The following is a 21,862-nucleotide window of genomic DNA, read 5'->3' on the forward strand; positions in this document are numbered from 1 at the left end:
GCGAGCTTGCCCGCGAAGGCGTCATGCGCATCAACCTTGATGTTGAAGCACACCCTTCGATGCGCGGCCAAGCCCGCTCCTGCCACCCGGTGGTTTGTATTCGAAAGATCGATTCGCGGAGTTTGTCATGACCATCACCGTTCCCCTGAACGCGGTCACCGGCCCGACCCTCAAGCAGCGGCTGGCCCGTGCCGAGCGGGTCAACCGCTGGAAGGCCCAGGCGCTGATCGCGCCCCTGGTGCTGTTTCTGTTGCTGGTGTTCCTGGTACCGATCGTGGCGCTGCTGTACAAGAGCGTCGGCAACCCGGAAGTGGTCGGCGGTATGCCGCGTACGGTGGCGGCCGTGAGTGCCTGGGACGGTCGTGGCCTGCCCGCTGAAGGGGCCTACAAGGCCTTGAGCGAAGACCTGGCGGACGCCCGCAAGAATCAGACACTGGGCGACCTGTCCAAGCGCCTGAACATGGAGTTGGCCGGCTACCGCAGCCTGCTGACCAAAACCGCCCGCGCCTTGCCGTTCAAGGCCGAGCCCGAATCCTATAAAGAAGCCATGGAAAGCCTGGATGAGCGCTGGGGTGACCCGGCCTACTGGCAGGCGATCCGCCGCAACACCAGCAGCCTGACCCCGTACTACCTGCTGGCGGCGGTGGACCATCGCATCGATGACCTGGGCGAGCTGGCCCCGGCTACCCCGGACCAGGCCATCTACCTGGACATCTTCGCCCGCACCTTCTGGATGGGCCTGGTGATCACCGCCATCTGCCTGGCCCTGGCCTATCCCCTGGCCTACCTGCTGGCCAATCTGCCGGCGCGCAAGAGCAACCTCTTGATGATTCTGGTGCTGTTGCCGTTCTGGACTTCGATCCTGGTGCGGGTCGCGGCCTGGATCGTGCTGCTGCAATCGGGCGGCCTGATCAACAGCGCGCTGCTGGCCATGGGGGTGATCGACAAGCCCCTGGAACTGGTGTTCAACCGCACCGGGGTCTACATCTCCATGGTGCACATCCTGCTGCCGTTCATGATCCTGCCGATCTACAGCGTGATGAAGGGCATCTCGCCCACCTACATGCGTGCGGCGATTTCCCTGGGCTGCCATCCGTTCGCCAGCTTCTGGCGGGTGTACTTCCCGCAGACCTATGCCGGGGTCGGCGCCGGTTGCCTGCTGGTGTTCATCCTGGCGATTGGTTACTACATCACCCCGGCATTGCTGGGCAGCCCGAACGATCAGATGGTCAGCTACTTCGTCGCCTTCTATACCAACACCAGCATCAACTGGGGCATGGCCACGGCCCTGGGCGGCCTGCTGTTGCTGGCGACCATCGTGCTCTATCTGATTTACAGCTGGCTGGTGGGCGCCAGCCGCCTGCGCCTGAGCTAAGGAGAGAATCGAAATGCTGAGCCCCTACATGTCGCCCGTCGAACGGGTCTGGTTCTACAGCTTGCGGATTCTCTGCGGCTTGATCCTGTTGTTCCTGGTGTTACCGGTGCTGGTGATCATCCCGCTGTCGTTCAACTCCGGCAGTTTCCTGGTGTACCCGCTGCAGGGCTTTTCGCTGCACTGGTACCAGGACTTCTTCGCCTCTGCCGAGTGGATGCGCGCACTGAAGAACAGCGTCATCGTGGCGCCGGCCGCGACCTTGCTGGCCATGGTCTTCGGCACCCTGGCGGCCATCGGCCTGACCCGCGGTGATTTCCCCGGCAAGGCGCTGGTGATGGCCCTGGTGATTTCGCCGATGGTGGTGCCGGTGGTGATCATCGGTGTGGCCAGCTACCTGTTCTTCGCTCCACTGGGCATGGGTAACAGTTTCTTTTCGCTGATCATCGTGCATGCGGTGCTCGGCGTGCCTTTCGTGATCATCACCGTGTCGGCAACCCTGCAGGGCTTCAACCACAACCTGGTGCGGGCCGCGGCCAGTTTGGGCGCCTCGCCGCTGACCACGTTCCGCCGGGTAACCTTGCCGTTGATCGCCCCCGGGGTCATCAGTGGCGCGCTGTTCGCCTTCGCCACCTCGTTCGATGAAGTGGTGGTGACCCTGTTCCTCGCCGGCCCGGAGCAGGCCACCCTGCCGCGGCAGATGTTCAGCGGCATCCGCGAGAACCTCAGCCCGACCATCGCCGCTGCGGCCACGTTGCTGATCGCCTTCTCGGTGATCCTGCTGCTGACCCTGGAATGGCTGCGTGGGCGCAGCGAGAAACTGCGCACGGCTCAGGTCTGAGCCCCTCGGGCGGCCTTTTACTAAGGTCGGGGCCGCCCCATCCCCTCTGCTTGTCGTTCACCCGTAAACTGCGCGCTTCCCATGCTTACTGTGGAGTCGCGGGTGAACTTCAACGATGCCAGTTTCGAAGAGCTGCTCAATGCGCTGCATGACGGCGTCTACATCACCGATGGCCAGGGTCAGACCCTCAAGGTCAACCAGGCCTACGAGCGTCTCACCGGCCTGAGCGGCGCCGAGCTGCTGGGGCGGCCGATGCAGGAGCTGGTGAAGAGCGGAGTGATTTCCCAGTCCGCTTCACTACGGGTACTGCAGGACGGTCGGCCGGTATCGGTGATGCAGAGCCTCAGCCACGGCAAGAAGTTGCTGGTCAGTGCCACGCCGATCCTCGCCGCCGACCAGAGCATTCGCTATGTGGTCAGCACCGTGCGCGACATGACCGAGCTGCTGCGCATCAAGCGCGAGCGCGACGAGTTGCAGCAGCTCAAGCAACTGCGCACCAGCACTGCGCGGCTGCATGCGGGCCAGCGCGACGACCTGTTGCAATCCCCGCTGATGGCCGACCAGGAGGTTTCCGGGCGGGTTTTTGCCCAGGCCCGGCAAGTGGCCGACTGCGATGTGAAGGTGCTGCTGCAAGGGGAGACGGGTGTGGGTAAAACCCTGGTGGCGCAATTTATCCACAACGCGAGTGCTCGTGCCCGTGAACCGTTCCTGGCCCTCAACTGCGGGGCGCTGCCGGAGAACCTGATCGAGGCCGAGCTGTTCGGCTATGCCCCGGGTGCCTTCACTGGTGCTGGCAGTAAGGGCAAGCGCGGGCTGCTGGAACTGGCCCACAACGGTACGCTGTTTCTCGACGAGATCGGCGATCTGCCCCTGGCGGTGCAGGTCAAGCTGCTCAAGGTCATCGAAGAGAACCGCTTCATTCCGGTGGGCGGCCTGGAGCTCAAGGAGGTGGATGTGCGCATCATCAGCGCCACCCATCACGACCTCAAGCAGCGGGTGGCCGAGGGCAAGTTCCGCGCCGACCTGTATTACCGCCTGAATGTGGTGCCCATCGCGATCCCGGCCCTGCGCGAGCGCAGCGAGGAAATCGGCCCCTTGCTGGAGTACTACCTGGAGCATTTCAACCAGCGCTATCAGCGTCAGGTGCAGTGGAGCCTGGAAGCCCTGGAACTGCTGGGCGAGTACGCCTGGCCGGGGAACATCCGCGAGCTGATCAACGTGGTGGAGCGCCTGGTGGTGACCTGCTCCGGACAGGTGATAGAGGCCCTGGACCTGCCGGAGGACCTGATCGAGCAACAGGCCCGCAACACCGACGACAGCCGCCTGCCGCTGCGCAAGGTGCTGGAGAACGCCGAGCGCCAGGCAATTCGGGCGGCCCTGCAACTGCACAAGACCACCCGCCTGGCCGCCAAGGCGCTGGGGGTGAGCCAGGCCACGGTGGTGCAGAAGATGAAGCGCTGGGAACACTCTGATTAGGATTCTGATCAGAGCTGCCTGCAGCGATCAGCAATTCAATCGCGACGCCCCGGTCATTCCCCTGGATTTCCTCACAGAGCCTTGTAGATCAAGGCTTTGCGTATCTTGGCACAGCTTTCGCTCTACAGCCTGCGAGCCCATTCGAGAGTGGCCGCCTGACGGCGCTCTTGCCACAACAATTAAACAAGGCCGAGCTGATGAGTATTTCTGCGTTCAAGATTGCCAACAAACTGATTACCGGCCAGGGCGCCATCGAACAGCTGGACGCCGAACTGGCGCGCCTGCAGATCCGCAACCCGCTGATCGTCACCGATGCGATCCTGGTCAAGTCCGGCACCGTCGATCTGGCCCTGGCCCACCTGGGCGGGCGCGCCTACCGGATCTTCGACGAGGTCCAGCCGGAGCCGGAAATCGCCATAGTCCAGGCCTGCACCCAGGCTTACCGGGCCGGTGGCCACGATGGCCTGATCGGCCTGGGCGGCGGCAGCGCCATTGATATCGCCAAGGCGGTGGCTGCGTTCGCCGGCCATGAAGGCGCGCTGGAAGAGCTGTTCGGGGTGGATCAGGTGCAGCGCAAGGGGCCGCCGCTGATTGCCATTCCTACCACTGCGGGCACCGGTTCGGAGGTGACCAACGTGGCGATCCTCTCGGACAAGGTGGCCCAGTTGAAAAAGGGCATCGTCAGCGATTACCTGCTGCCGGACGTAGCGCTGGTGAGCCCGGTGATGACCCTGACCTGCCCGCGTAGCGTCACCGCCGCCAGTGGTGTCGACGCGCTGGTACATGCGGTGGAGTCCTACCTGTCGCTCAACGGTTCGCCGATCACCGACTCCCTGGCCCTGGGCGCGATCCGCCTGATCGTCAGGGCGCTGCCCAAGGCCTACGCCAATCCGGCCAACCTGCAGGCCCGGGAAGACATGGCCACCGCTAGCCTGATGGCTGGCATGGCCTTCGGCAATGCCGGGGTCGGTGCGGTGCATGCCCTGGCCTATCCCCTGGGCGGGCGCTTCAATATCGCCCACGGGGTGAGCAACGCGCTGCTGCTGCCCTACGTCATGGCCTGGAACAAAATGGCCTGTGTCGAGCGCTTTCGCGATATCGCCCAGGCCATGGACCTGCCGATCGCCGGGCTCAGTGATGGCCAGGCCGCGGAGCAGGCGGTCCAGGCCATGGCTGCGCTGTGCGCTGCCGTAGACATTCCCACCGGCATGCGCAGCTTCGGTGTGCCCGAGGACGCGATCCCGGCCATGGCCCTGGAAGCGGCGGGTATCCAGCGGCTGATGCGCAACAACCCGCGCCAACTGAGCCCCGGCGATATCGAGCAGATCTACCGGGCTGCCTATTGATCGATCCTTGCCCGTGCCAACTGGCGCGGGCCGCTTTACACCGCCACCAATACCAATAAGACAGGTGCAGTTGATGCCAACGCCTTCCGACACTCGGCACGAAACGCCGTACATCCCCCTTGGCCCGTTCAAGGTGCGTTTGCCCTTTATCCACTACAAACTCGAGCTGCCGGACTACCTGCAAGGCTTGCTGATGTGCGCCGTCGACCTGGCGGCCATTCCACTGATGACCGAGTTCCTCGGCATGCCCTTCGAGATGGCCCTGGCCGTGGTCATGCTCAACGGCCTGTTGTACCTGGCCCACCACCTGCTGGGCGACCCCGTGGTGCCCGGCTGGATCACCCCGGCGGTGCCGCTGCTGATGGCCTATTGCGCGCAGTTTCCCGTGGGCCCGGAGCGTGTCCACGCGCTGATTGCCTTCCAGCTGATGCTCGGGGTGTTCTCCATCGCCCTGGGGGCCACCGGCATGGCGCGCAAGGTGGTGGGCTTCGTGCCCTCGGCGATCAAGTCGGGAATCATTGTCGGCGCCGGGCTCAGTGCGGTGACCGCGGTGTTCCAGGTGGGTGGCAAGTTCGACAGCTTTCCCTGGACCATTTCCATCGCCATCGGCATTGCCTTCTACCTGATCTTTTCCCAGCACTTTGCCCAGCTCAAGCTGCGCAACCGCTTCTGGTGGAACTTCGCCAAGCTGGGCATCCTGCCGATCATCCTGCTGGCGGTGGTGCTGGCGCCGCTGTTCGGTGAAGCGCCGTGGCCGACCATCCAGTGGGGCCTGAGCAAGCCGGACTTCATCGGCCTGTGGAACAACTACACGGTGTTCGGCCTGGGCATGCCGCCGCTGTCGATGTTCATCAGCGCGCTGCCGACCATGCTCGCGGTGTACATCATCGTCTTTGGCGATGTGCTCAGCGCCAAGGTGCTGCTGGACGAAGCCGAGCAGATCCGCACCGACGAAAAGGTCGACTACGACCCGGACCGCTCGCACCTGATCTTCGGCGGGCGCAACGCCTTCATGAGCATCTTCGGTCCGGACATTGCCATGTGCGGGCCTAAATGGGCGGCGATGCTGGTGGTGGTGATCGAACGCTTCAAGGGCGGGCCCAAGGCCATGAAGTCGATCTACGGCGGCATGGGCTCGTTCCGCTGGGGCACCAACACCGGCCTGCTGCTGTTGCCGGTAGTGACCCTGGTGCAGCCGATTCTCGGGGTGGCGCTGGCGCTGACCTTGCTGATCCAGGGCTACGTCAGCGTGCGCCTGGGCATTCTCGAGGCCCGTAGCCAGCGTGACCTGGGCATCGCAGGGGTGATCGGTGCAGTGCTGGCGATCAAGGGCGCCAGTTGGGGCTTTGCCATTGGCGTGGTGCTGTGCCTGCTGATCTACGGCAAGAACTTCTTCAAGGGCGAGAACGACCGGACTTTCAGCAAGGACCTGGGCAGCGCGGACGCAACTCCCGCCCCGGGTGCCCAAGGGCCCCAGGCCAAGCCCGCCCGGGCGGTGGAAAGCGAGGTGGCCTGAGCCTCCGGGCGCAACGTGAGCATTGTCGTGATGCCGATCGGGCATCGCGACAGCCCGGTTTCTCAATCCCCAGCTACGCTTGTGCCGGCTCCCACCTTTATAGAAGAGGCTGCGCACATGAGTATTTCCTCTTTCAAGATCGCCCATAAATTGCTGACCGGCAGTACTGCCATCGAGCAACTGGCTGCCGAGCTGACCCGCCTGGATGTCGATAACCCGCTGATCGTCACCGATACTGCCTTGCTCAGGTCTGGCACGGTGGAGCTGGCGTTGGCCCACCTGGGGGAGCGCAGTTACGAAGTCTTCGACCGGGTGCAGCCGGATCCGGAAATCGCCATCGTCGAGGACTGCATGCAGGTGTACCGCGAGGGTGGGCATGACGGGCTGATCGGCCTGGGCGGTGGCAGCGCCATCGATATCGCCAAGAGTGTCGGAGCCTATGCCGGCTATCACGGCGCCCTGGAGGACCTGTTCGGCATCGACCAGGTGCCGCGCAAGGGGCCGCCGCTGATCGCCATTCCCACCACCGCAGGCACTGGCTCGGAAGTGACCAATGTGGCGATCCTCTCGGACCGGGTCGCGCAATTGAAGAAAGGCATCATCAGCGACTACCTGTTGCCGGACGTGGCCCTGGTCAGCCCGCAGATGACCCTGACCTGCCCGCCGCATGTCACCGCGGCCAGCGGCGTCGATGCCCTGGCGCATGCCATCGAGGCCTACCTGTCCCTCAATGCTTCCGCGATCACCGACTCCCTGGCGATCGGCGCCATCAAGCTGATCGTCAAGGCTTTACCCAAGGCCTTTGCCAACCCGGCCCACCTGCAGGCCCGGGAGGACATGGCCACCGCCAGCCTGATGGCCGGCATGGCCTTCGGCAACGCCGGGGTCGGTGCGGTGCATGCGATGGCCTATCCCCTGGGCGGACGCTTTCATATGTCCCACGGGGTCAGCAATGCCTTGCTGCTGCCCTATGTCATGACCTGGAACAAGATGGCCTGCGTCGAGCGTATGCAGGATATCGCCGAGGCCATGGGGGTCCAGACCGCGCACCTGAGCGCCAGCGAGGCGGCCGACCGGGCAGTGGAGGCCATGGCAGCGTTGTGTACGGCAGTGGAAATTCCCAGCGGCTTGCGCAGCTTCGGCGTGCCCGAGGACGCGATCCCGGCCATGGCCGTCGAGGCCGCGGGTATCGAGCGCTTGATGCGCAACAACCCGCGCCGGCTGAGCCCCGCCGATATCGAGAAGATCTATCGCGCGGCCTACTGATCATCGCGGTTACGGTGTGCGCTCCAAAGCATGAGGTATACAATGCGCGCCATCGTGATTCTGCTCAAAAAAGGTGCGTCATGCAGCCCTTCGCTATTGCTCCGTCGATTCTCTCCGCCGACTTCGCCCGTCTGGGCGAGGAAGTGGACAATGTCCTGGCCGCCGGTGCCGATATCGTCCACTTCGACGTCATGGACAACCACTATGTGCCGAACCTGACCATCGGCCCGATGGTCTGCGCTGCGCTGCGCAAGTACGGGATCACCGCGCCCATCGATGCGCACCTGATGGTCACTCCGGTGGACCGCATCATCGGTGACTTCATCGAAGCGGGCGCCACCTACATCACCTTCCACCCGGAAGCCACGCTGCATGTGGACCGCTCCCTGCAGATGATCCGCGAAGGCGGTTGCAAGGCCGGCCTGGTGTTCAACCCGGCAACTCCGCTGGACGTGCTCAAGTACGTGATGGACAAGGTCGACATGGTGCTGCTGATGAGTGTCAACCCGGGTTTTGGCGGGCAGAAGTTCATTCCGGGCACCCTCGACAAGCTGCGTGAGGCTCGTGCCTTGATCGATGCCTCCGGGCGGGACATCCGCCTGGAAATCGACGGTGGGGTGAACGTGGGCAACATCCGCGAAATCGCTGCCGCAGGCGCCGATACCTTTGTGGCAGGCTCGGCGATCTTCAACGCGCCGAATTATCAGGAAGTCATCGAGAAAATGCGTGCCGAATTGGCGTTGGCGCGACCATGAGCGCCTTTGAGCAGCTGTTCCAGGGGCGCCTGCCGCGGCTGGTGATGTTCGACCTGGATGGCACCCTGGTCGATTCGGTACCGGACCTTGCGGCCGCCGTGGATCAGATGCTGCTCAAGCTGGGACGCAAGCCTGCCGGTATCGAGGCGGTGCGTGAGTGGGTTGGCAATGGTGCACCCATGCTGGTGCGCCGGGCCCTGGCCAATAGCCTGGAGGCCCAGGGGGTCGACGATGTCGAGGCCGAGTATGCGCTGGAGCTGTTCAATACCGCCTACGAGGACAGCCACGAGTTGACCGTGGTCTATCCCGGTGTGCGCGAGACTCTCAAGTGGCTGCACAAGCAGGGCGTGGAAATGGCCCTGATTACCAACAAGCCCGAGCGTTTCGTGGCCCCCTTGCTGGACCAGATGAAAATCGGCCGGTATTTCCGCTGGATCATCGGCGGCGATACCCTGCCGCAGAAGAAACCCGATCCGGCGGCGCTGTTCTTTGTGATGAAGATGGCCAGCGTGCCGGCCTCGCAATCACTGTTCGTCGGCGATTCGCGCAGTGATGTGCTGGCGGCCAAGGCGGCGGGGGTCAAGTGCGTCGCCCTGAGCTACGGCTACAACCACGGCCGGCCGATTGCCGAGGAATCGCCAGCGCTGGTGATCGACAACCTGCGGGCGCTGATCCCCGGTTGCTTAGAACCTGCCGCTGAGATAACGTTGCCCGACGCTGTTCCATCCCATTCTGGAAACTCCATCGTGGTGGTCACTCGCAAACTCTGGATGAAAGTCATCAAGGCCTTGGCCCGTTGGCGTTGGCGCGCCTGATTTTTGTCTGGCCGGCCCCGCCGGCACGTTTGCATACCTGACTGTTAGACCCTCAAGCCACGAGGCATCCCATGATTCGCGAAGAATTCCTGCGTTTGACCGCAGCCGGTTACAACCGTATCCCGCTGGCCTGCGAAACCCTTGCCGACTTCGACACCCCGCTGTCGATCTACCTGAAACTGGCCGACCAGCCCAACTCCTATCTGCTGGAGTCGGTGCAGGGCGGCGAGAAGTGGGGGCGTTACTCGATCATCGGCCTGCCGTGCCGCACTGTGCTGCGGGTGCACGGCTTCCAGGTCAGCGTGACCCATGATGGCGTGGAGATCGAAAGTCACGAAGTGGCCGACCCGCTGGCCTTCGTCGAGGAATTCAAAGCCCGCTACAACGTCCCGACCATTGCCGGCCTGCCGCGTTTCAACGGTGGCCTGGTGGGCTATTTCGGCTATGACTGCGTGCGTTATGTCGAGCCGCGCCTGGGCTCGTGCCCTAACCCGGATCCGATCGGTGTGCCGGATATCCTGCTGATGGTCTCCGACGCGGTAGTGGTGTTCGACAACCTGGCGGGCAAGATGCACGCCATCGTGCTGGCCGACCCTAGCCAGGACAACGCCTTCGAAGCCGGCCAGGCACGTTTGCAGGAATTGCTGGCGCAACTGCGCCAGCCGATCACTCCGCGTCCAGGCCTGGATTTCAGCAAGCAGTTGGCCGCCGATCCGCTGTTCCGCTCCAGCTTTACCCAGGCTGACTATGAACGGGCCGTGGACACCATCAAGGAATACATCCTGGCCGGTGACTGCATGCAGGTGGTGCCGTCCCAGCGCATGTCCATCGATTTTTCGGCGGCGCCCATCGACCTGTACCGGGCGCTGCGCTGCTTCAACCCGACCCCTTACATGTACTTCTTCAACTTCGGTGATTTCCACGTAGTGGGCAGCTCGCCGGAGGTGCTGGTGCGGGTCGAAGACAACCTGATCACTGTGCGGCCGATCGCCGGTACCCGCCCGCGGGGTGCTACCGAGGAAGCCGACCTGGCCCTGGAGCAGGACCTGCTGTCGGACGCCAAGGAGATCGCCGAGCACCTGATGCTGATCGACCTGGGGCGCAACGACACCGGTCGGGTCTCGGAAATCGGTTCGGTGAAACTCACCGAAAAGATGGTCATCGAGCGCTATTCCAACGTGATGCACATCGTTTCCAACGTCACCGGCCAGCTCAAGGCCGGGCTGACGGCCATGGATGCGCTGCGGGCGATCCTGCCGGCGGGCACCCTGTCCGGCGCACCGAAAATCCGTGCGATGGAAATCATCGACGAGCTGGAGCCTGTCAAGCGTGGGATCTATGGCGGCGCCGTGGGTTACTTCGCCTGGAACGGCAACATGGACACCGCCATTGCCATTCGCACGGCGGTGATCAAGAACGGCGAGCTGCATGTACAGGCCGGCGGCGGGATTGTTGCCGACTCGGTGCCGACCCTGGAGTGGGAAGAGACACTGAACAAGCGTCGCGCAATGTTTCGTGCCGTGGCACTGGCGGAACAGACCCCTGCATCCAAGGCGTGAGGCGTTGCTGTAGCTGATTGGGTTCTTGAGGATCCTGACTTCCATCAGGTCCTCATGAAATCCAGTGCTGTGGTGTATACCAATCGAGCGCGGGAGCGAAAAGCGCCCAGGTGCTGCGCTGATGTAAGCCCGGAGCATTGCGCCCTGAGGTCTCAGGCCTGCCTGATATTTTCTTGCGGTTTCTCGAAGGCAACGAACAGTTGGTCTGCGGTGATAGCGCCAAGGTCCAGGCGCATGTTGGCTTCAAGCATGGCGAACAGGCGGGTGAATACATCGAATACCTTGCAGTGTTCTTCCATGCCTGAGAACGGGTTGTCGATCTTCTCGGCGATCAGCGAGCTTTCCTGTACGGCGTCATAGACCTCACGCAAGGTGATATCGCTGGCTGGGCGCGCAAGGGTCAGGCCGCCGTGGGCGCCGCGCCATGACTTCAGAATATTGGCTTTGACCATCAGCGACACGAGGCTGCGTACCCGGGTGGGATGAGTCTTGACCCACTTGGCAATGGTCTCGGTACGCAACCTCTGCGGCGCGTTGGCCGCTACGAACGAGAGGATGTATGAGGCGGTGATCAGGCGGGTCGACTGACTCATCTAGTTTGAATTCTCTCTTCAGTGGTAGGGCAGTAGCGACATTCCGATCTGCCCCTTCGAACCGATAGTACTGACAAACCCCCGCCTAGCAAGAGCCTCGCTCGTAAAGAAAAGGGGATTGGCAGCGACCTGTTTTTGAGCTTAATGTATTTGTCACGATGACAATTACAAATATTTTGCATCAGTGCGTGCGAGGTCGGCTGAATCCTTTTCTCTGCGGTTCAACAGAGGCAATGCCATGAGCGATAACAACAACAAAATAACTCAAGCGATGCACGACAGCGGCCTGCCGCGTCGGGATTTTCTCAAATGCAGTGCAGCGGCGGTTGCCGTGGCCGGGGCGTTTTCACTGGGCTTGCCGCAACGCGGCTGGGCCGGGGAGGCCACGCCGAAAGCGGGCGGCGTGCTGCGCATGGGCCTGGCCGGTGGCAGTACTACCGATTCCCGTGATCCAGGTTCATGGAGCGACACCTTTACCTTTGTCGGTTTCTCGGCGGTGTACAACACCCTGAGCGAAATCGGCGTCGATGGCACGGCGATCCCGGAGCTGGCCGAGCGCTGGGAATCCAGCCCCGATGCACGCATCTGGACCTTCACCTTGCGCCAGGGGGTGACTTTCCATAACGGCAAGACTCTGGATGCCGGCGACGTGGTCGCCTCAATCGGGCATCACCTGGGCGACAAGTCCACCTCGGCGGCCAAGACTGTGCTCGGCGATGTTGCCAAGGTCAGCGCCCAGGGTAATGACACCGTGGTATTCGAACTGCATTCGGGCAATGCCGACTTCGCCTACGTGGTGGCCGATTATCACCTGGTGATCATGCCCGCCAAGGACGGCGCCGCCGACTGGCAGGCCGGGATCGGCACCGGCGGTTATCGCCTCAAGGGCTTCGAACCCGGCGTGCGCATGGACCTTGAGCGCAGCCCGGATTACTGGAAAGCCGGCCGCGCCCATTTCGCCAGCGCCGAGTTGCTGGCCATCGCCGATGGCGCCGCGCGGGTCAACGCCCTGGTCACCGGCCAGGTCGATGTGATCAACAAGGTCGATCTCAAGACTGTCGCCTTGCTCAAGCGCAACCCCAATCTGGTCATCGAAGAGACCAAGGGCGCCCAGCACTACACCTTCCCGATGCTGACCGACAGCCAGCAGTTCCAGGACAACAACATCCGTCTGGCGCTCAAGCATGCGATCAACCGCGAAACCCTGTTGGCCTCGGTGCTTTATGGCTATGGCCAGATTGGCAACGACCACCCGATCCAGCCCGGTAGTCGCTTCATCAACAGCGCCCTGGAGCAGCGTGGCTATGACCCGGACAAGGCGCGTTTTTACCTGCGCCAGGCCGGGGTCGATTCGCTTAAGGTGCGCCTGCAGGCCTCCGATGCCGCTTACACCGGAGCGGTGGATGCCTCGGTACTGTTCAAGGAGCAGGCACGCCAGGCCGGTATCGACATCGACGTGGTGCGCGAACCTGCCGACGGCTTTTTTTCCAATGTATGGATGAAGCAGCCCTTCACCACCTCGTTCTGGTACAGCAGCCTGACCGCCGACCGCATGTTCAGCATCGGCTACGCAAAGGGCGCGGCCTGGAACGAAACGCACTGGGACAATGCCCGTTTCAATCAGCTGCTCAACGCCGCTCGCGGCGAGATGAACGCGCCGCTGCGCCAGGAGATGTACAACGAAATGCAGGCCCTGTGCCGTGACGAGGGCGGGGCGATCGTGCCGCTGTTCGCAAGCTCCGTGGCCGCACGTTCCAAGCGCGTGGCCCACGGCGGGCTGACCGCGCCCTATGGCGAGCTCGACGGCCTGCGCTTGATCGAGCGCTGGTGGCAGGCGTAAGCCCGACACTTTTTGCACCTTTCTTCGTTGATCCTGTTCGAGGAGCTGTACGGTGAATAGCCTTTGCAAACTGTTGCTCCAGCGCCTGGCCCTGGGCCTGTTGTCGCTGTTGGCGGTGTCGGTGATCATCTTCCTGGCCGTTGGCATGCTCCCGGGCGATGTCGCCCAGGCCATGCTCGGCCAGGCGGCAACTCCCGAGACCGTCGCTGCCTTCCGTGCCCAACTGGGCCTGGACCTGCCGCCGCTGACCCGCTTCGGCCACTGGGCCTGGCAACTGCTGCACGGTGACCTGGGCCTGTCGCTGGCCAACCAGCGGCCGATTGCCGAGCTGATCGGCGCGCGCCTGGGCAATACCTTTACCCTGGCCTTGCTGGCGGCGCTGGTATCGGTGCCGGTGGCCTTGCTGCTGGGCATGCTCGCGGCGTTGTACCGCAACAGCTGGTTCGACCGCCTGCTCAACACCAGCGCCCTGAGCGCGGTGTCGTTCCCGGAGTTTTTCGTCGCCTACATCCTGATCCTGGTGTTCGCAGTCAAGCTCAACTGGTTACCGAGTATCTCCAACCTGGCCCCGGGGGCATCGTTCGCCGAGGTGCTGGAGCGCTCGCTACTACCGGTGCTGACCCTGAGCCTGGTGGTGATCGCGCAAATGATGCGCATGACCCGCGCGGCCTTGATCAACGTGCTGGCCAGCCCCTATATCGAGATGGCTCGGCTCAAGGGCATCAGCCAGGTGCGGATCATTTTCCACCACGCCTTGCCCAATGCCCTGGCACCGATTATCAACGTGGTGGCACTGAACCTGGCCTACCTGGTGGTCGGCGTGGTGGTGGTCGAGGTGGTGTTCGTCTATCCGGGGCTCGGCCAGTTACTGGTCGACTCGGTGTCCAAGCGCGATATCCCGGTGGTGCAGGCCTGCAGCCTGATCTTCGCCGCCACCTACATCCTGCTCAATACCGCGGCCGACGTGCTGTCGATTGCCAGCAACCCACGCCTGATGCATCCGAAGGGGTAAGCCATGAGCCTGATCAAAGCGTTGTTGCGGGCGCCCATGAGCGCCCAGTTCGGCCTGCTGGTGATTGTTGCCTACATCCTGGTGGCGCTGTTTGCGCCGATGCTGGCGCCGTATGGCGAGACTGAAGTGGTCGGTGAAGGTTTTGCGCCCTGGGGTGGGCAGTTCCTGCTGGGTACCGATAACCTTGGCCGCGACATGTTCAGCCGCCTGGTGTATGGCGCGCGCAACACCCTGGGGATTGCCTTCCTGACCACGCTACTGGCCTTTGCCGTCGGCGGTTTCTGCGGGCTGGTAGCGGCGATCAGGGGCGGCTGGATCGACCAGGGCCTGTCGCGGCTGGTGGATATCCTCATGGCCATCCCGCAGCTGATCTTTGCCTTGCTGATCCTCAGCGTGGTCGGCACCAACGCCACCTCGCTGGTGCTGGTGATCGCGCTGCTCGATGCCACCCGGGTGTTTCGCCTGTCACGGGCGGTGGCGATGACCGTGGTGGTCCAGGACTTCGTCGAGGCCGCCCGGCTGCGTGGGGAAGGGCTGTGGTGGCTGGTCAGCCGCGAGGTACTGCCCAATGCCGCCGCGCCGCTGATTGCCGAGTTCGGTCTGCGTTTTTGCTTCGTGTTTCTGTTCATCAGTGCGTTGTCGTTCCTGGGCCTGGGCATCCAGCCGCCGACCGCCGACTGGGGCAGCATGGTCCGCGACAATGCCGTGCTGATCACCTTCGGCGATATCAGCCCGCTGCTGCCGGCCCTGGCAGTGGCGCTGATCACCGTCAGCGTCAACTTTGTCGTGGACTGGGTGCTGCATCTGTCCAGCGGCCTGAAGGAGTGCTGAGCATGACCGTTCATTCAAGTGACAAGCCGCTGCTGGAAATCCACGACCTGCGTATTGAAGGCCATTATCAGGGCGCTTGGCACCCGCTGATCAAAGGCATCGACCTGAGCCTGCAGCGGGGCGAAGTGCTGGGCCTGATTGGTGAATCGGGGGCGGGCAAGTCGACTCTGGGCCTGGCCTCCATGGGTTATGTGCGCGACGGTTGCCGTATCACGGGTGGCTCGGTGCGCTTCGATGGCCAGGAACTGGTGGGCGCCAGGCCCGAAGCCCTGCGCAAGCTGCGCGGCCTGCGTATCGCCTATGTCGCACAAAGCGCGGCGGCCTCGTTCAACCCCGCGCACCGGCTGATCGACCAGCATGTCGAAACCGCGGTAAGGAACGCTGGTATCGACCGTGCCAAGGCGCAAGCCGAAGCGGTGGAGCTCTACCGCATACTGCGTCTGCCCAACCCCGAGCAGATCGGCCAGCGCTACCCGCACCAGGTTTCCGGCGGTCAGTTGCAACGGGTGATGACCGCCATGGCCATGGCCTGCCATCCGGACCTGATCATCTTCGACGAACCGACCACGGCGCTGGATGTCACCACCCAGATCGAAGTGCTGGTGGCGATTCGCGATGCGGTGAAAACCTACGGGAGCGCTGCCTTATATATCAGCCACGACCTGGCAGTGGTGGCGCAAATGGCCGACCGCATCATGGTTCTGCGTCACGGCAAGCTGGTGGAGGAGGCCGACACCCGGACCATGCTCGACGCCCCACAGCAGGATTACACCCGATCGCTGTGGGCAGTGCGTAGCTTGCGCACCGAGCCCAAGCCGTGCCCACCGCAGGCAACACCGCTGCTGGAGGTACGCAAGGCCAGCGCCAGCTACGGCCATCAGCCGGTGCTGCATGATGTCTCGCTCAAGCTCTATCGTGGCCAGACCCTGGCGGTGATCGGCGAGTCGGGCAGCGGCAAGAGTTCTACGGCACGCTTGATCACCGGGTTGTTGCCGCCGACCAGCGGCCAGGTGTTGTATGACGCAAAAGCGCTGCCAGCTGATTATCGCCAGCGCAGCAAGGAGCAACTGCGCCGATTGCAGATGATTTACCAGATCCCCGACACCGCGCTCAACCCGCGCCAGCGCATCGTCGACATCATCGGCCGGCCGCTGAGTTTCTACCTCGGCCTCAAGGGCCAGGCGCTGCGCCAGCGGGTCGCCGAGCTATTGGAGATGATCGAGCTGGACCCGGCGTTGTACATGGATCGCCAGCCCCGCGAACTGTCTGGCGGGCAGAAGCAGCGGATCTGTATCGCCCGGGCTCTGGCGGCCGAGCCGCAACTGATCATTTGCGACGAAGTCACCTCGGCCCTCGACCAACTGGTGGCCGAAGGCGTTCTGAAGCTGCTCAACCGCATCCAGCAGCAACTGGGCGTGGCCTACTTGTTCATCACCCACGACGTCGCCACCGTGCGCGCCATTGCCGACGAGGTACTGGTGATGCAGCGTGGGAAGGTGGTCGATCACGGCTGCCGGGAGGAGATCTTTACCCCGCCGTACCGCGACTACACCGGCTTGTTGTTCTCCAGCGAGCCAGAAATGGATCCGGACTGGCTCGACCATTTGCTCGAGAAAAGGGCGCTGGTTTCCTGACTTGGCCATGGCAAGAAAAGCGCCCCTTTGATCAAGCGGCCGTGCTTCTGGGGCCAGAAGAGGCGGAACGCCCCTTGAGCCGCACGGCTAAGAAGGCGCAAACAGGCTGCCACCACCTTAAAGAGCGCCGTTTCGGTGATGGACTTGTGGCGTTTAAAGGGCCTCCAAGCCATCTGCCGAGGCGGGCTGCGCAAAGCGGTTTGCATGTCGTGCCGCCCGGCGCTCTGGAGCGCACGGCATACGCGGGGCCAGCCATGCATTGCGCTCCAACGGAGTGGGGCAGGTATCAACCAGCGGAGTGAGTGCCGCAAGACCCAGCGGCAAATTGCAATCGACGCAGCCCCTTGATGAACGGTACAATCGCGCCTCGAAGCTCGGCTGCGGAACGCCGTCGAGTGCTCAATTACGGTTAGGTCCTATGCTTTGCATTGCAACGATTCGTTTTAGTCAGTGGTGGCGCTTTCAATAGGAAGCGGCACGTCGTTGCGGTTTTTTAACCGAACCCTGCCGCCGTAATCGGCAAGCAGGGATCAAGGATCTAATAGCTCTCCGGCACGGCGGCTCCAAACCCCAGGAGAACGCTGCATGCCAATCAGTCTCCCCACGCAGTACACCTTCGCCCGGCGGCAATGCCATCGGGTGCATCGTCATGCCCAACGTTCTGCCGGCTTGCGCTGGCGATGGCCGACGATGGCGTGGCGAGCTGAGCGACATTGCATAGATAAGGCGGTTCAATTCCATCACCTTGTCTGCCCTGCCGACAGCTTGCAGCATTCGGGTGCGCAAGCTCGCCCGGCACGCTCCACTGCGCTCGTGTATATCAATGTGCATATCGACACCCTGAGTTGCATGCACACCTACTTTAAAATCAATAAGTTGGAGCATGTATGCTGCTGATGATTGATAACTACGACTCCTTCACCTACAACGTCGTCCAGTACCTGGGCGAGTTGGGAGCTGAGGTGAAGGTAGTGCGCAATGACGAACTGACCGTGGCTCAGATCGAGGCGCTCAAGCCCGAGCGCATCGTGGTCTCGCCCGGGCCTTGCACGCCGACCGAAGCCGGTATTTCCATCGAGGCGATCAAGCATTTCGCCGGCAAGCTGCCGATTCTCGGCGTATGCCTGGGGCATCAGTCCATCGGCCAGGCCTTTGGCGGCCAGGTGGTGCGTGCCCGGCAAGTGATGCACGGCAAGACCAGCCCGGTGTTCCACCGCGACCTGGGGGTGTTCAACGGCCTGAACATGCCGCTGACCGTAACCCGTTACCACTCACTGGTGGTCAAGCACGAGAGCTTGCCCGAGTGCCTCGAAGTCACGGCCTGGACCCAGCTGGAAGACGGCTCCGTCGATGAGATCATGGGGTTGCGCCACAAGACGCTGAATATCGAGGGGGTGCAATTTCACCCCGAGTCTATTCTCACCGAGCAGGGCCACGAGCTGTTCGCCAACTTTCTCAAACAGAGCGGCGGCACGCGCTAAGGACTTTTCATGGATATCAAGACTGCCCTGAGCCGTATCGTCGGCCACCTGGACCTGAGCACCGAAGAAATGCGTTCGGTAATGCGTGAAATCATGACCGGCCAATGCACCGATGCGCAGATTGGCGCCTTCATGATGGCCATGCGCATGAAAAGCGAAAGCATCGACGAGATCGTCGGTGCGGTATCGGCAATGCGCGAGCTGGCGGACCGGGTCGAGCTGAAAACCCTGGATGGCGTGGTGGATGTAGTGGGCACCGGCGGCGACGGGGCGAACATCTTCAACGTGTCCACGGCTTCCTCCTTTGTGGTCGCAGCGGCCGGTTGCACTGTGGCCAAGCACGGCAACCGCGCGGTGTCCGGCAAGAGCGGCAGCGCCGACCTGCTGGAAGCGGCAGGGATCTATTTGAACCTGACCCCGGTCCAGGTGGCGCGCTGCATCGATAACGTCGGCATCGGCTTCATGTTTGCCCAGTCCCATCACGGGGCGATGAAATATGCCGCCGGCCCGCGTCGCGACCTTGGCCTGCGCACCCTGTTCAACATGCTCGGCCCGCTTACGAATCCGGCCGGAGTCAAGCATCAGGTGGTAGGCGTGTTCACTCAGGCGTTGTGCCGGCCCTTGGCCGAAGTCTTGCAACGCCTGGGCAGCAAGCACGTTCTGGTGGTGCATTCCCAGGATGGTCTGGACGAGTTCAGCCTGGCTGCGCCCACCTATGTGGCCGAACTGAAGAATGACCAGATCACCGAGTACTGGGTACAGCCCGAGGATCTGGGCATGAAGAGCCAGAGTCTGTTCGGCCTGGTGGTGGAAAGCCCGGCGGCCTCCCTGGAGCTGATCCGCGATGCCCTGGGGCGCCGCAAGACAGAGCATGGCCAGAAGGCCGCCGAAATGATTGTGCTCAATGCGGGTGCGGCGCTGTATGCCGCCGATCATGCCAGTAGCCTGAAAGAGGGCGTGGCCCTGGCTCACGACGCCTTGCACACCGGCCTGGCCCGGGAGAAGCTCGAAGAGCTGGGTGCCTTTACCGCGGTGTTCAAGCAGGAGAATGAAGGATGAGTGTGCCGACAGTTCTGGAAAAAATCCTCGCCCGTAAAGCCGAGGAGGTTGCCGAGCGCAGCGCCCGCGTCAGCCTGGCCGAGCTGGAAACCCTGGCGCGTGCTGCCGATGCACCACGAGGTTTCGCCCGGGCCTTGCAGGACCAGGTCAAGCTCAAGCAGCCGGCTGTGATTGCCGAGATCAAGAAGGCCTCGCCGAGCAAAGGCGTGATCCGTGAGAACTTCGTTCCGGCGGACATTGCCAAGAGCTACGAGAAAGGCGGTGCCACTTGCCTGTCCGTGCTGACCGATGTCGACTACTTCCTGGGGGCCGATGAGTACCTGAAGCAGGCCCGCGCCGCCTGCAAGCTGCCGGTGATCCGCAAGGATTTCATGATCGACCCGTATCAGATCGTCGAAGCCCGCGCCCTGGGCGCCGACTGCGTATTGCTGATTGTCGCTGCGCTGGATGACGCGCGGATGGCGGAGCTGGCGGCGGTGGCCAAGGGCGTTGGCCTGGATGTGCTGGTGGAAGTGCATGATGGTGATGAGCTGGAGCGGGCGCTGAAGACCCTCGACACACCGCTGGTGGGGGTCAACAACCGCAACCTGCACACCTTCGAAGTCAATCTGGAGACCACCCTCGACCTGCTGCCACGCATTCCCCGTGAGCGCCTGGTGATTACCGAGAGCGGTATCCTCAACCGTGCCGATGTCGAGCTGATGGAAATCAGCGATGTCTATTCGTTCCTGGTGGGTGAGGCGTTCATGCGTGCCGAAAGCCCGGGCAGCGAATTGCAGCGTCTGTTCTTCCCGGAACGCGGCCTGCCGGTCAGCGGCTCGACCCTGGACTGAACCCGTGACAATGAACAAGCCGGCGATGCCGGCTTTTTCATGCCTATCGCCAAGGATTTCTACTGCCATGACTCAACCCCTTGCCTTGACTGTCGAAGCCGGCCTGCAGGCCGAGCAAGATCTGCTGGCCCTGGTGTGTACCGGTGAACAAGAGTTCGGCCTGCTGTTCTGGCAGCCCAGTGACCGGGCGCTGGTGATGCCTCGGCGCTTGAGCCGCCTACCTGGATTTGAACGGGCCTGCGAGGAGTCGGCCGCCAACGGCTGGCCGGTGCTGTTGCGCGAAACCGGCGGCGAGCCGGTGCCGCAGTCGGCGGCCACGGTGAACATCGCCCTGGTCTACGCCCCGCCGCGCAGCGAAGGGGATCAGGGTCGGATCGAAACTGCGTACCGGCGCCTGTGTCAGCCGATCTGCGATCTGCTCAGCGAGTTGGGGGGCAACCCGTCATTGGGCGAAGTGGAAGGGGCGTTCTGCGATGGTCGCTTCAACGTCAACCTGGACGGCCGCAAGATGGTCGGCACCGCCCAGCGCTGGCGTCAGAGCAAGGGTGGCCAGCGGCCAGTGGGCCTGGTACATGGTGCCTTGCTGCTGGATAACGAACGCGATTCGATGGTGAGCGCGGTCAATACTTTCAATCAGGCCTGTGGCCTGGAACAGCGCTGCCGGGCCGAAAGTCATATCGCCCTGCACGAGGCCTTTGCGGCGCCCGATGCGCTAGTGCGGTTGGAGAGCCTGTACCGGCAGATGCTCAAGGGTTTCCTGGCGGATTAGCGGGTGCCGAACACCACCATGGTCTTGCCCTTGACGTGAACCAGGTTGCGTTCTTCCAGATCCTTGAGGACGCGACCGACCATTTCCCGTGAACAACCGACGATCCGGCCGATTTCCTGGCGGGTGATCTTGATCTGCATGCCATCCGGGTGGGTCATGGCGTCCGGTTGCTTACACAGCTCCAGCAGGCAGCGGGCCACCCGCCCGGTCACGTCGAAGAATGCCAGGTCGCCGACCTTGCGCGTGGTGTTGCGCAGGCGCTGGGCGATTTGTCCGCTGAGCACATAGAGGATGTCCGGGTCGTTCTGCGACAGTTCGCGGAACTTGGCGTAGCTGATCTCGGCAACCTCGCACTCTACCTTGGCGCGCACCCAGGCGCTGCGCTGCTGCTCATGGCCGGCCTCTTCGAACAGCCCCAGCTCGCCGAAGAAGTCTCCGGCATTGAGGTAGGCGATGATCATCTCCCGACCGTCATCGTCTTCGATGAGGATGGTCACCGCGCCCTTGATGATGAAGTACAGGCTGTCGGACACATCACCGGCGCAGATGATGTTGCTCTTGGCCTGATACCGGCGGCGTTGACAGTGCATGAGCAACTTGTCGATGTTTTTGATCTTGGGGGTGGGGGCAATAGCAACCATGGTTGTATCCCGAAAAGACTGCACGGTATGAGGTGTTTTTTTTATGGGGCGTAAACGAAGGTGTTGAACGCTGGCGATGCGCCAGTCATTTGGCGTCAGCTTAACAGACACATCCTTGGCCTAATTAAGATTTTTCTTATCGAAAGCCGGTAATGAGGGACAAATGGTCAAAGCGCTGTGGCTGGAAAACCCTGTGCTAAGCTGGCGACCCTTTTTTAACAGT

At 62.7% G+C, this 21,862-nt stretch carries 19 protein-coding genes; 17 read left to right on the forward strand and 2 right to left on the reverse strand.

Annotated elements, in window-relative coordinates; translation table 11 throughout:
* The first annotated feature begins 127 nt into the window (after window positions 1-127).
* From KCG88_RS19960 to trpE, 9 genes are all read left to right on the forward strand, one after another.
* Window positions 128-1,375, forward strand: coding sequence for an ABC transporter permease (locus KCG88_RS19960; RefSeq protein WP_047289573.1), 1,248 nt, complete (start codon window positions 128-130; stop codon window positions 1,373-1,375).
* Between the two features lie 13 nt (window positions 1,376-1,388).
* Window positions 1,389-2,213, forward strand: a complete 825-nt coding sequence (locus KCG88_RS19965; RefSeq protein ID WP_047289572.1) for an ABC transporter permease — start codon at window positions 1,389-1,391, stop codon at window positions 2,211-2,213.
* A gap of 102 nt (window positions 2,214-2,315) precedes the next feature.
* The gene (locus KCG88_RS19970; protein ID WP_047289571.1) at window positions 2,316-3,689 is read left to right on the forward strand and encodes a sigma 54-interacting transcriptional regulator; all 1,374 of its coding nucleotides are present in this window, start codon (window positions 2,316-2,318) and stop codon (window positions 3,687-3,689) included.
* A 197-nt stretch (window positions 3,690-3,886) separates the two neighbouring features.
* Entirely contained in the window at window positions 3,887-5,035 is a 1,149-nt protein-coding gene (locus KCG88_RS19975; protein ID WP_047289570.1) for an iron-containing alcohol dehydrogenase, read from the forward strand.
* 73 nt (window positions 5,036-5,108) lie between these two features.
* The gene (locus tag KCG88_RS19980; protein WP_210712959.1) at window positions 5,109-6,551 is read left to right on the forward strand and encodes a hypothetical protein; all 1,443 of its coding nucleotides are present in this window, start codon (window positions 5,109-5,111) and stop codon (window positions 6,549-6,551) included.
* Between the two features lie 117 nt (window positions 6,552-6,668).
* Window positions 6,669-7,817: an iron-containing alcohol dehydrogenase gene (locus KCG88_RS19985; RefSeq protein WP_047289568.1), complete on the forward strand. Its 1,149-nt coding sequence runs from the start codon at window positions 6,669-6,671 to the stop codon at window positions 7,815-7,817.
* 80 nt (window positions 7,818-7,897) lie between these two features.
* A complete protein-coding gene (rpe, locus tag KCG88_RS19990; RefSeq protein WP_011063809.1) occupies window positions 7,898-8,572 on the forward strand; it encodes a ribulose-phosphate 3-epimerase in 675 nt (224 codons plus the stop codon).
* The gene (locus KCG88_RS19995) at window positions 8,569-9,387 is read left to right on the forward strand and encodes a phosphoglycolate phosphatase (protein WP_047289567.1); all 819 of its coding nucleotides are present in this window, start codon (window positions 8,569-8,571) and stop codon (window positions 9,385-9,387) included. The genes rpe and KCG88_RS19995 overlap by 4 nt, the downstream gene beginning before the upstream one ends.
* Window positions 9,388-9,458: 71 nt before the next feature.
* Entirely contained in the window at window positions 9,459-10,946 is a 1,488-nt protein-coding gene (gene trpE / locus KCG88_RS20000; protein WP_210712960.1) for an anthranilate synthase component I, read from the forward strand.
* Between the two features lie 152 nt (window positions 10,947-11,098).
* Here the strand turns inward: trpE and KCG88_RS20005 are convergent, their stop codons facing one another.
* Window positions 11,099-11,539: an Rrf2 family transcriptional regulator gene (locus KCG88_RS20005; RefSeq protein WP_047289565.1), complete on the reverse strand. Its 441-nt coding sequence runs from the start codon at window positions 11,537-11,539 to the stop codon at window positions 11,099-11,101.
* Between the two features lie 238 nt (window positions 11,540-11,777).
* On the opposite strand from KCG88_RS20005, the gene KCG88_RS20010 reads away from it, so the two are divergent.
* From KCG88_RS20010 to KCG88_RS20045, 8 genes are all read left to right on the forward strand, one after another.
* On the forward strand, window positions 11,778-13,379 hold the full coding sequence (locus KCG88_RS20010; RefSeq protein WP_210712961.1) for an ABC transporter substrate-binding protein: 1,602 nt from the start codon (window positions 11,778-11,780) through the stop codon (window positions 13,377-13,379).
* A 52-nt stretch (window positions 13,380-13,431) separates the two neighbouring features.
* Entirely contained in the window at window positions 13,432-14,391 is a 960-nt protein-coding gene (locus KCG88_RS20015) for an ABC transporter permease (protein WP_210712962.1), read from the forward strand.
* Between the two features lie 3 nt (window positions 14,392-14,394).
* The gene (locus KCG88_RS20020; protein WP_047289562.1) at window positions 14,395-15,222 is read left to right on the forward strand and encodes an ABC transporter permease; all 828 of its coding nucleotides are present in this window, start codon (window positions 14,395-14,397) and stop codon (window positions 15,220-15,222) included.
* A 2-nt stretch (window positions 15,223-15,224) separates the two neighbouring features.
* The gene (locus KCG88_RS20025) at window positions 15,225-16,856 is read left to right on the forward strand and encodes an ABC transporter ATP-binding protein (protein WP_210712963.1); all 1,632 of its coding nucleotides are present in this window, start codon (window positions 15,225-15,227) and stop codon (window positions 16,854-16,856) included.
* An 887-nt stretch (window positions 16,857-17,743) separates the two neighbouring features.
* Entirely contained in the window at window positions 17,744-18,337 is a 594-nt protein-coding gene (locus tag KCG88_RS20030; RefSeq protein WP_011063801.1) for an aminodeoxychorismate/anthranilate synthase component II, read from the forward strand.
* 9 nt (window positions 18,338-18,346) lie between these two features.
* Window positions 18,347-19,396 carry an anthranilate phosphoribosyltransferase gene (gene trpD / locus KCG88_RS20035; protein ID WP_011063800.1) on the forward strand — a complete coding sequence of 350 codons (1,050 nt, stop codon included), beginning with the start codon at window positions 18,347-18,349 and terminating at the stop codon, window positions 19,394-19,396.
* Window positions 19,393-20,229: an indole-3-glycerol phosphate synthase TrpC gene (trpC, locus tag KCG88_RS20040; protein WP_047337948.1), complete on the forward strand. Its 837-nt coding sequence runs from the start codon at window positions 19,393-19,395 to the stop codon at window positions 20,227-20,229. The genes trpD and trpC overlap by 4 nt, the downstream gene beginning before the upstream one ends.
* Window positions 20,230-20,296: 67 nt before the next feature.
* Window positions 20,297-20,998 (forward strand): lipoate--protein ligase family protein, encoded by a 702-nt coding sequence (locus KCG88_RS20045; RefSeq protein WP_041120061.1) that lies wholly within the window; start codon window positions 20,297-20,299, stop codon window positions 20,996-20,998.
* Here KCG88_RS20045 and crp read toward each other — a convergent pair.
* Window positions 20,995-21,639 (reverse strand): cAMP-activated global transcriptional regulator CRP, encoded by a 645-nt coding sequence (gene crp / locus KCG88_RS20050; protein ID WP_047289557.1) that lies wholly within the window; start codon window positions 21,637-21,639, stop codon window positions 20,995-20,997. The two genes, KCG88_RS20045 and crp, sit on opposite strands and share 4 nt — an antisense overlap.
* Window positions 21,640-21,862: the final 223 nt, after the last annotated feature.

Origin of the sequence: Pseudomonas sp. MWU349 (assembly GCF_017947325.1) — a bacterium.
Classification (GTDB): Bacteria; Pseudomonadota; Gammaproteobacteria; order Pseudomonadales; family Pseudomonadaceae; genus Aquipseudomonas; species Aquipseudomonas protegens.

Coding starts and splice junctions, on each gene's coding strand:
- trpD (WP_011063800.1), top strand. CDS start 18,347: ATGGATATCAAGACTGCCCTGAGCCGTATCGTCGGCCACCTGGACCTG.
- KCG88_RS20010 (WP_210712961.1), top strand. CDS start 11,778: ATGAGCGATAACAACAACAAAATAACTCAAGCGATGCACGACAGCGGC.
- KCG88_RS19980 (WP_210712959.1), top strand. CDS start 5,109: ATGCCAACGCCTTCCGACACTCGGCACGAAACGCCGTACATCCCCCTT.
- KCG88_RS20020 (WP_047289562.1), top strand. CDS start 14,395: ATGAGCCTGATCAAAGCGTTGTTGCGGGCGCCCATGAGCGCCCAGTTC.
- KCG88_RS19965 (WP_047289572.1), top strand. CDS start 1,389: ATGCTGAGCCCCTACATGTCGCCCGTCGAACGGGTCTGGTTCTACAGC.
- trpC (WP_047337948.1), top strand. CDS start 19,393: ATGAGTGTGCCGACAGTTCTGGAAAAAATCCTCGCCCGTAAAGCCGAG.
- KCG88_RS19995 (WP_047289567.1), top strand. CDS start 8,569: ATGAGCGCCTTTGAGCAGCTGTTCCAGGGGCGCCTGCCGCGGCTGGTG.
- KCG88_RS19975 (WP_047289570.1), top strand. CDS start 3,887: ATGAGTATTTCTGCGTTCAAGATTGCCAACAAACTGATTACCGGCCAG.
- KCG88_RS20005 (WP_047289565.1), bottom strand. CDS start 11,539: ATGAGTCAGTCGACCCGCCTGATCACCGCCTCATACATCCTCTCGTTC.
- rpe (WP_011063809.1), top strand. CDS start 7,898: ATGCAGCCCTTCGCTATTGCTCCGTCGATTCTCTCCGCCGACTTCGCC.
- trpE (WP_210712960.1), top strand. CDS start 9,459: ATGATTCGCGAAGAATTCCTGCGTTTGACCGCAGCCGGTTACAACCGT.
- KCG88_RS20045 (WP_041120061.1), top strand. CDS start 20,297: ATGACTCAACCCCTTGCCTTGACTGTCGAAGCCGGCCTGCAGGCCGAG.
- KCG88_RS20030 (WP_011063801.1), top strand. CDS start 17,744: ATGCTGCTGATGATTGATAACTACGACTCCTTCACCTACAACGTCGTC.
- crp (WP_047289557.1), bottom strand. CDS start 21,639: ATGGTTGCTATTGCCCCCACCCCCAAGATCAAAAACATCGACAAGTTG.
- KCG88_RS19985 (WP_047289568.1), top strand. CDS start 6,669: ATGAGTATTTCCTCTTTCAAGATCGCCCATAAATTGCTGACCGGCAGT.
- KCG88_RS20025 (WP_210712963.1), top strand. CDS start 15,225: ATGACCGTTCATTCAAGTGACAAGCCGCTGCTGGAAATCCACGACCTG.
- KCG88_RS19960 (WP_047289573.1), top strand. CDS start 128: ATGACCATCACCGTTCCCCTGAACGCGGTCACCGGCCCGACCCTCAAG.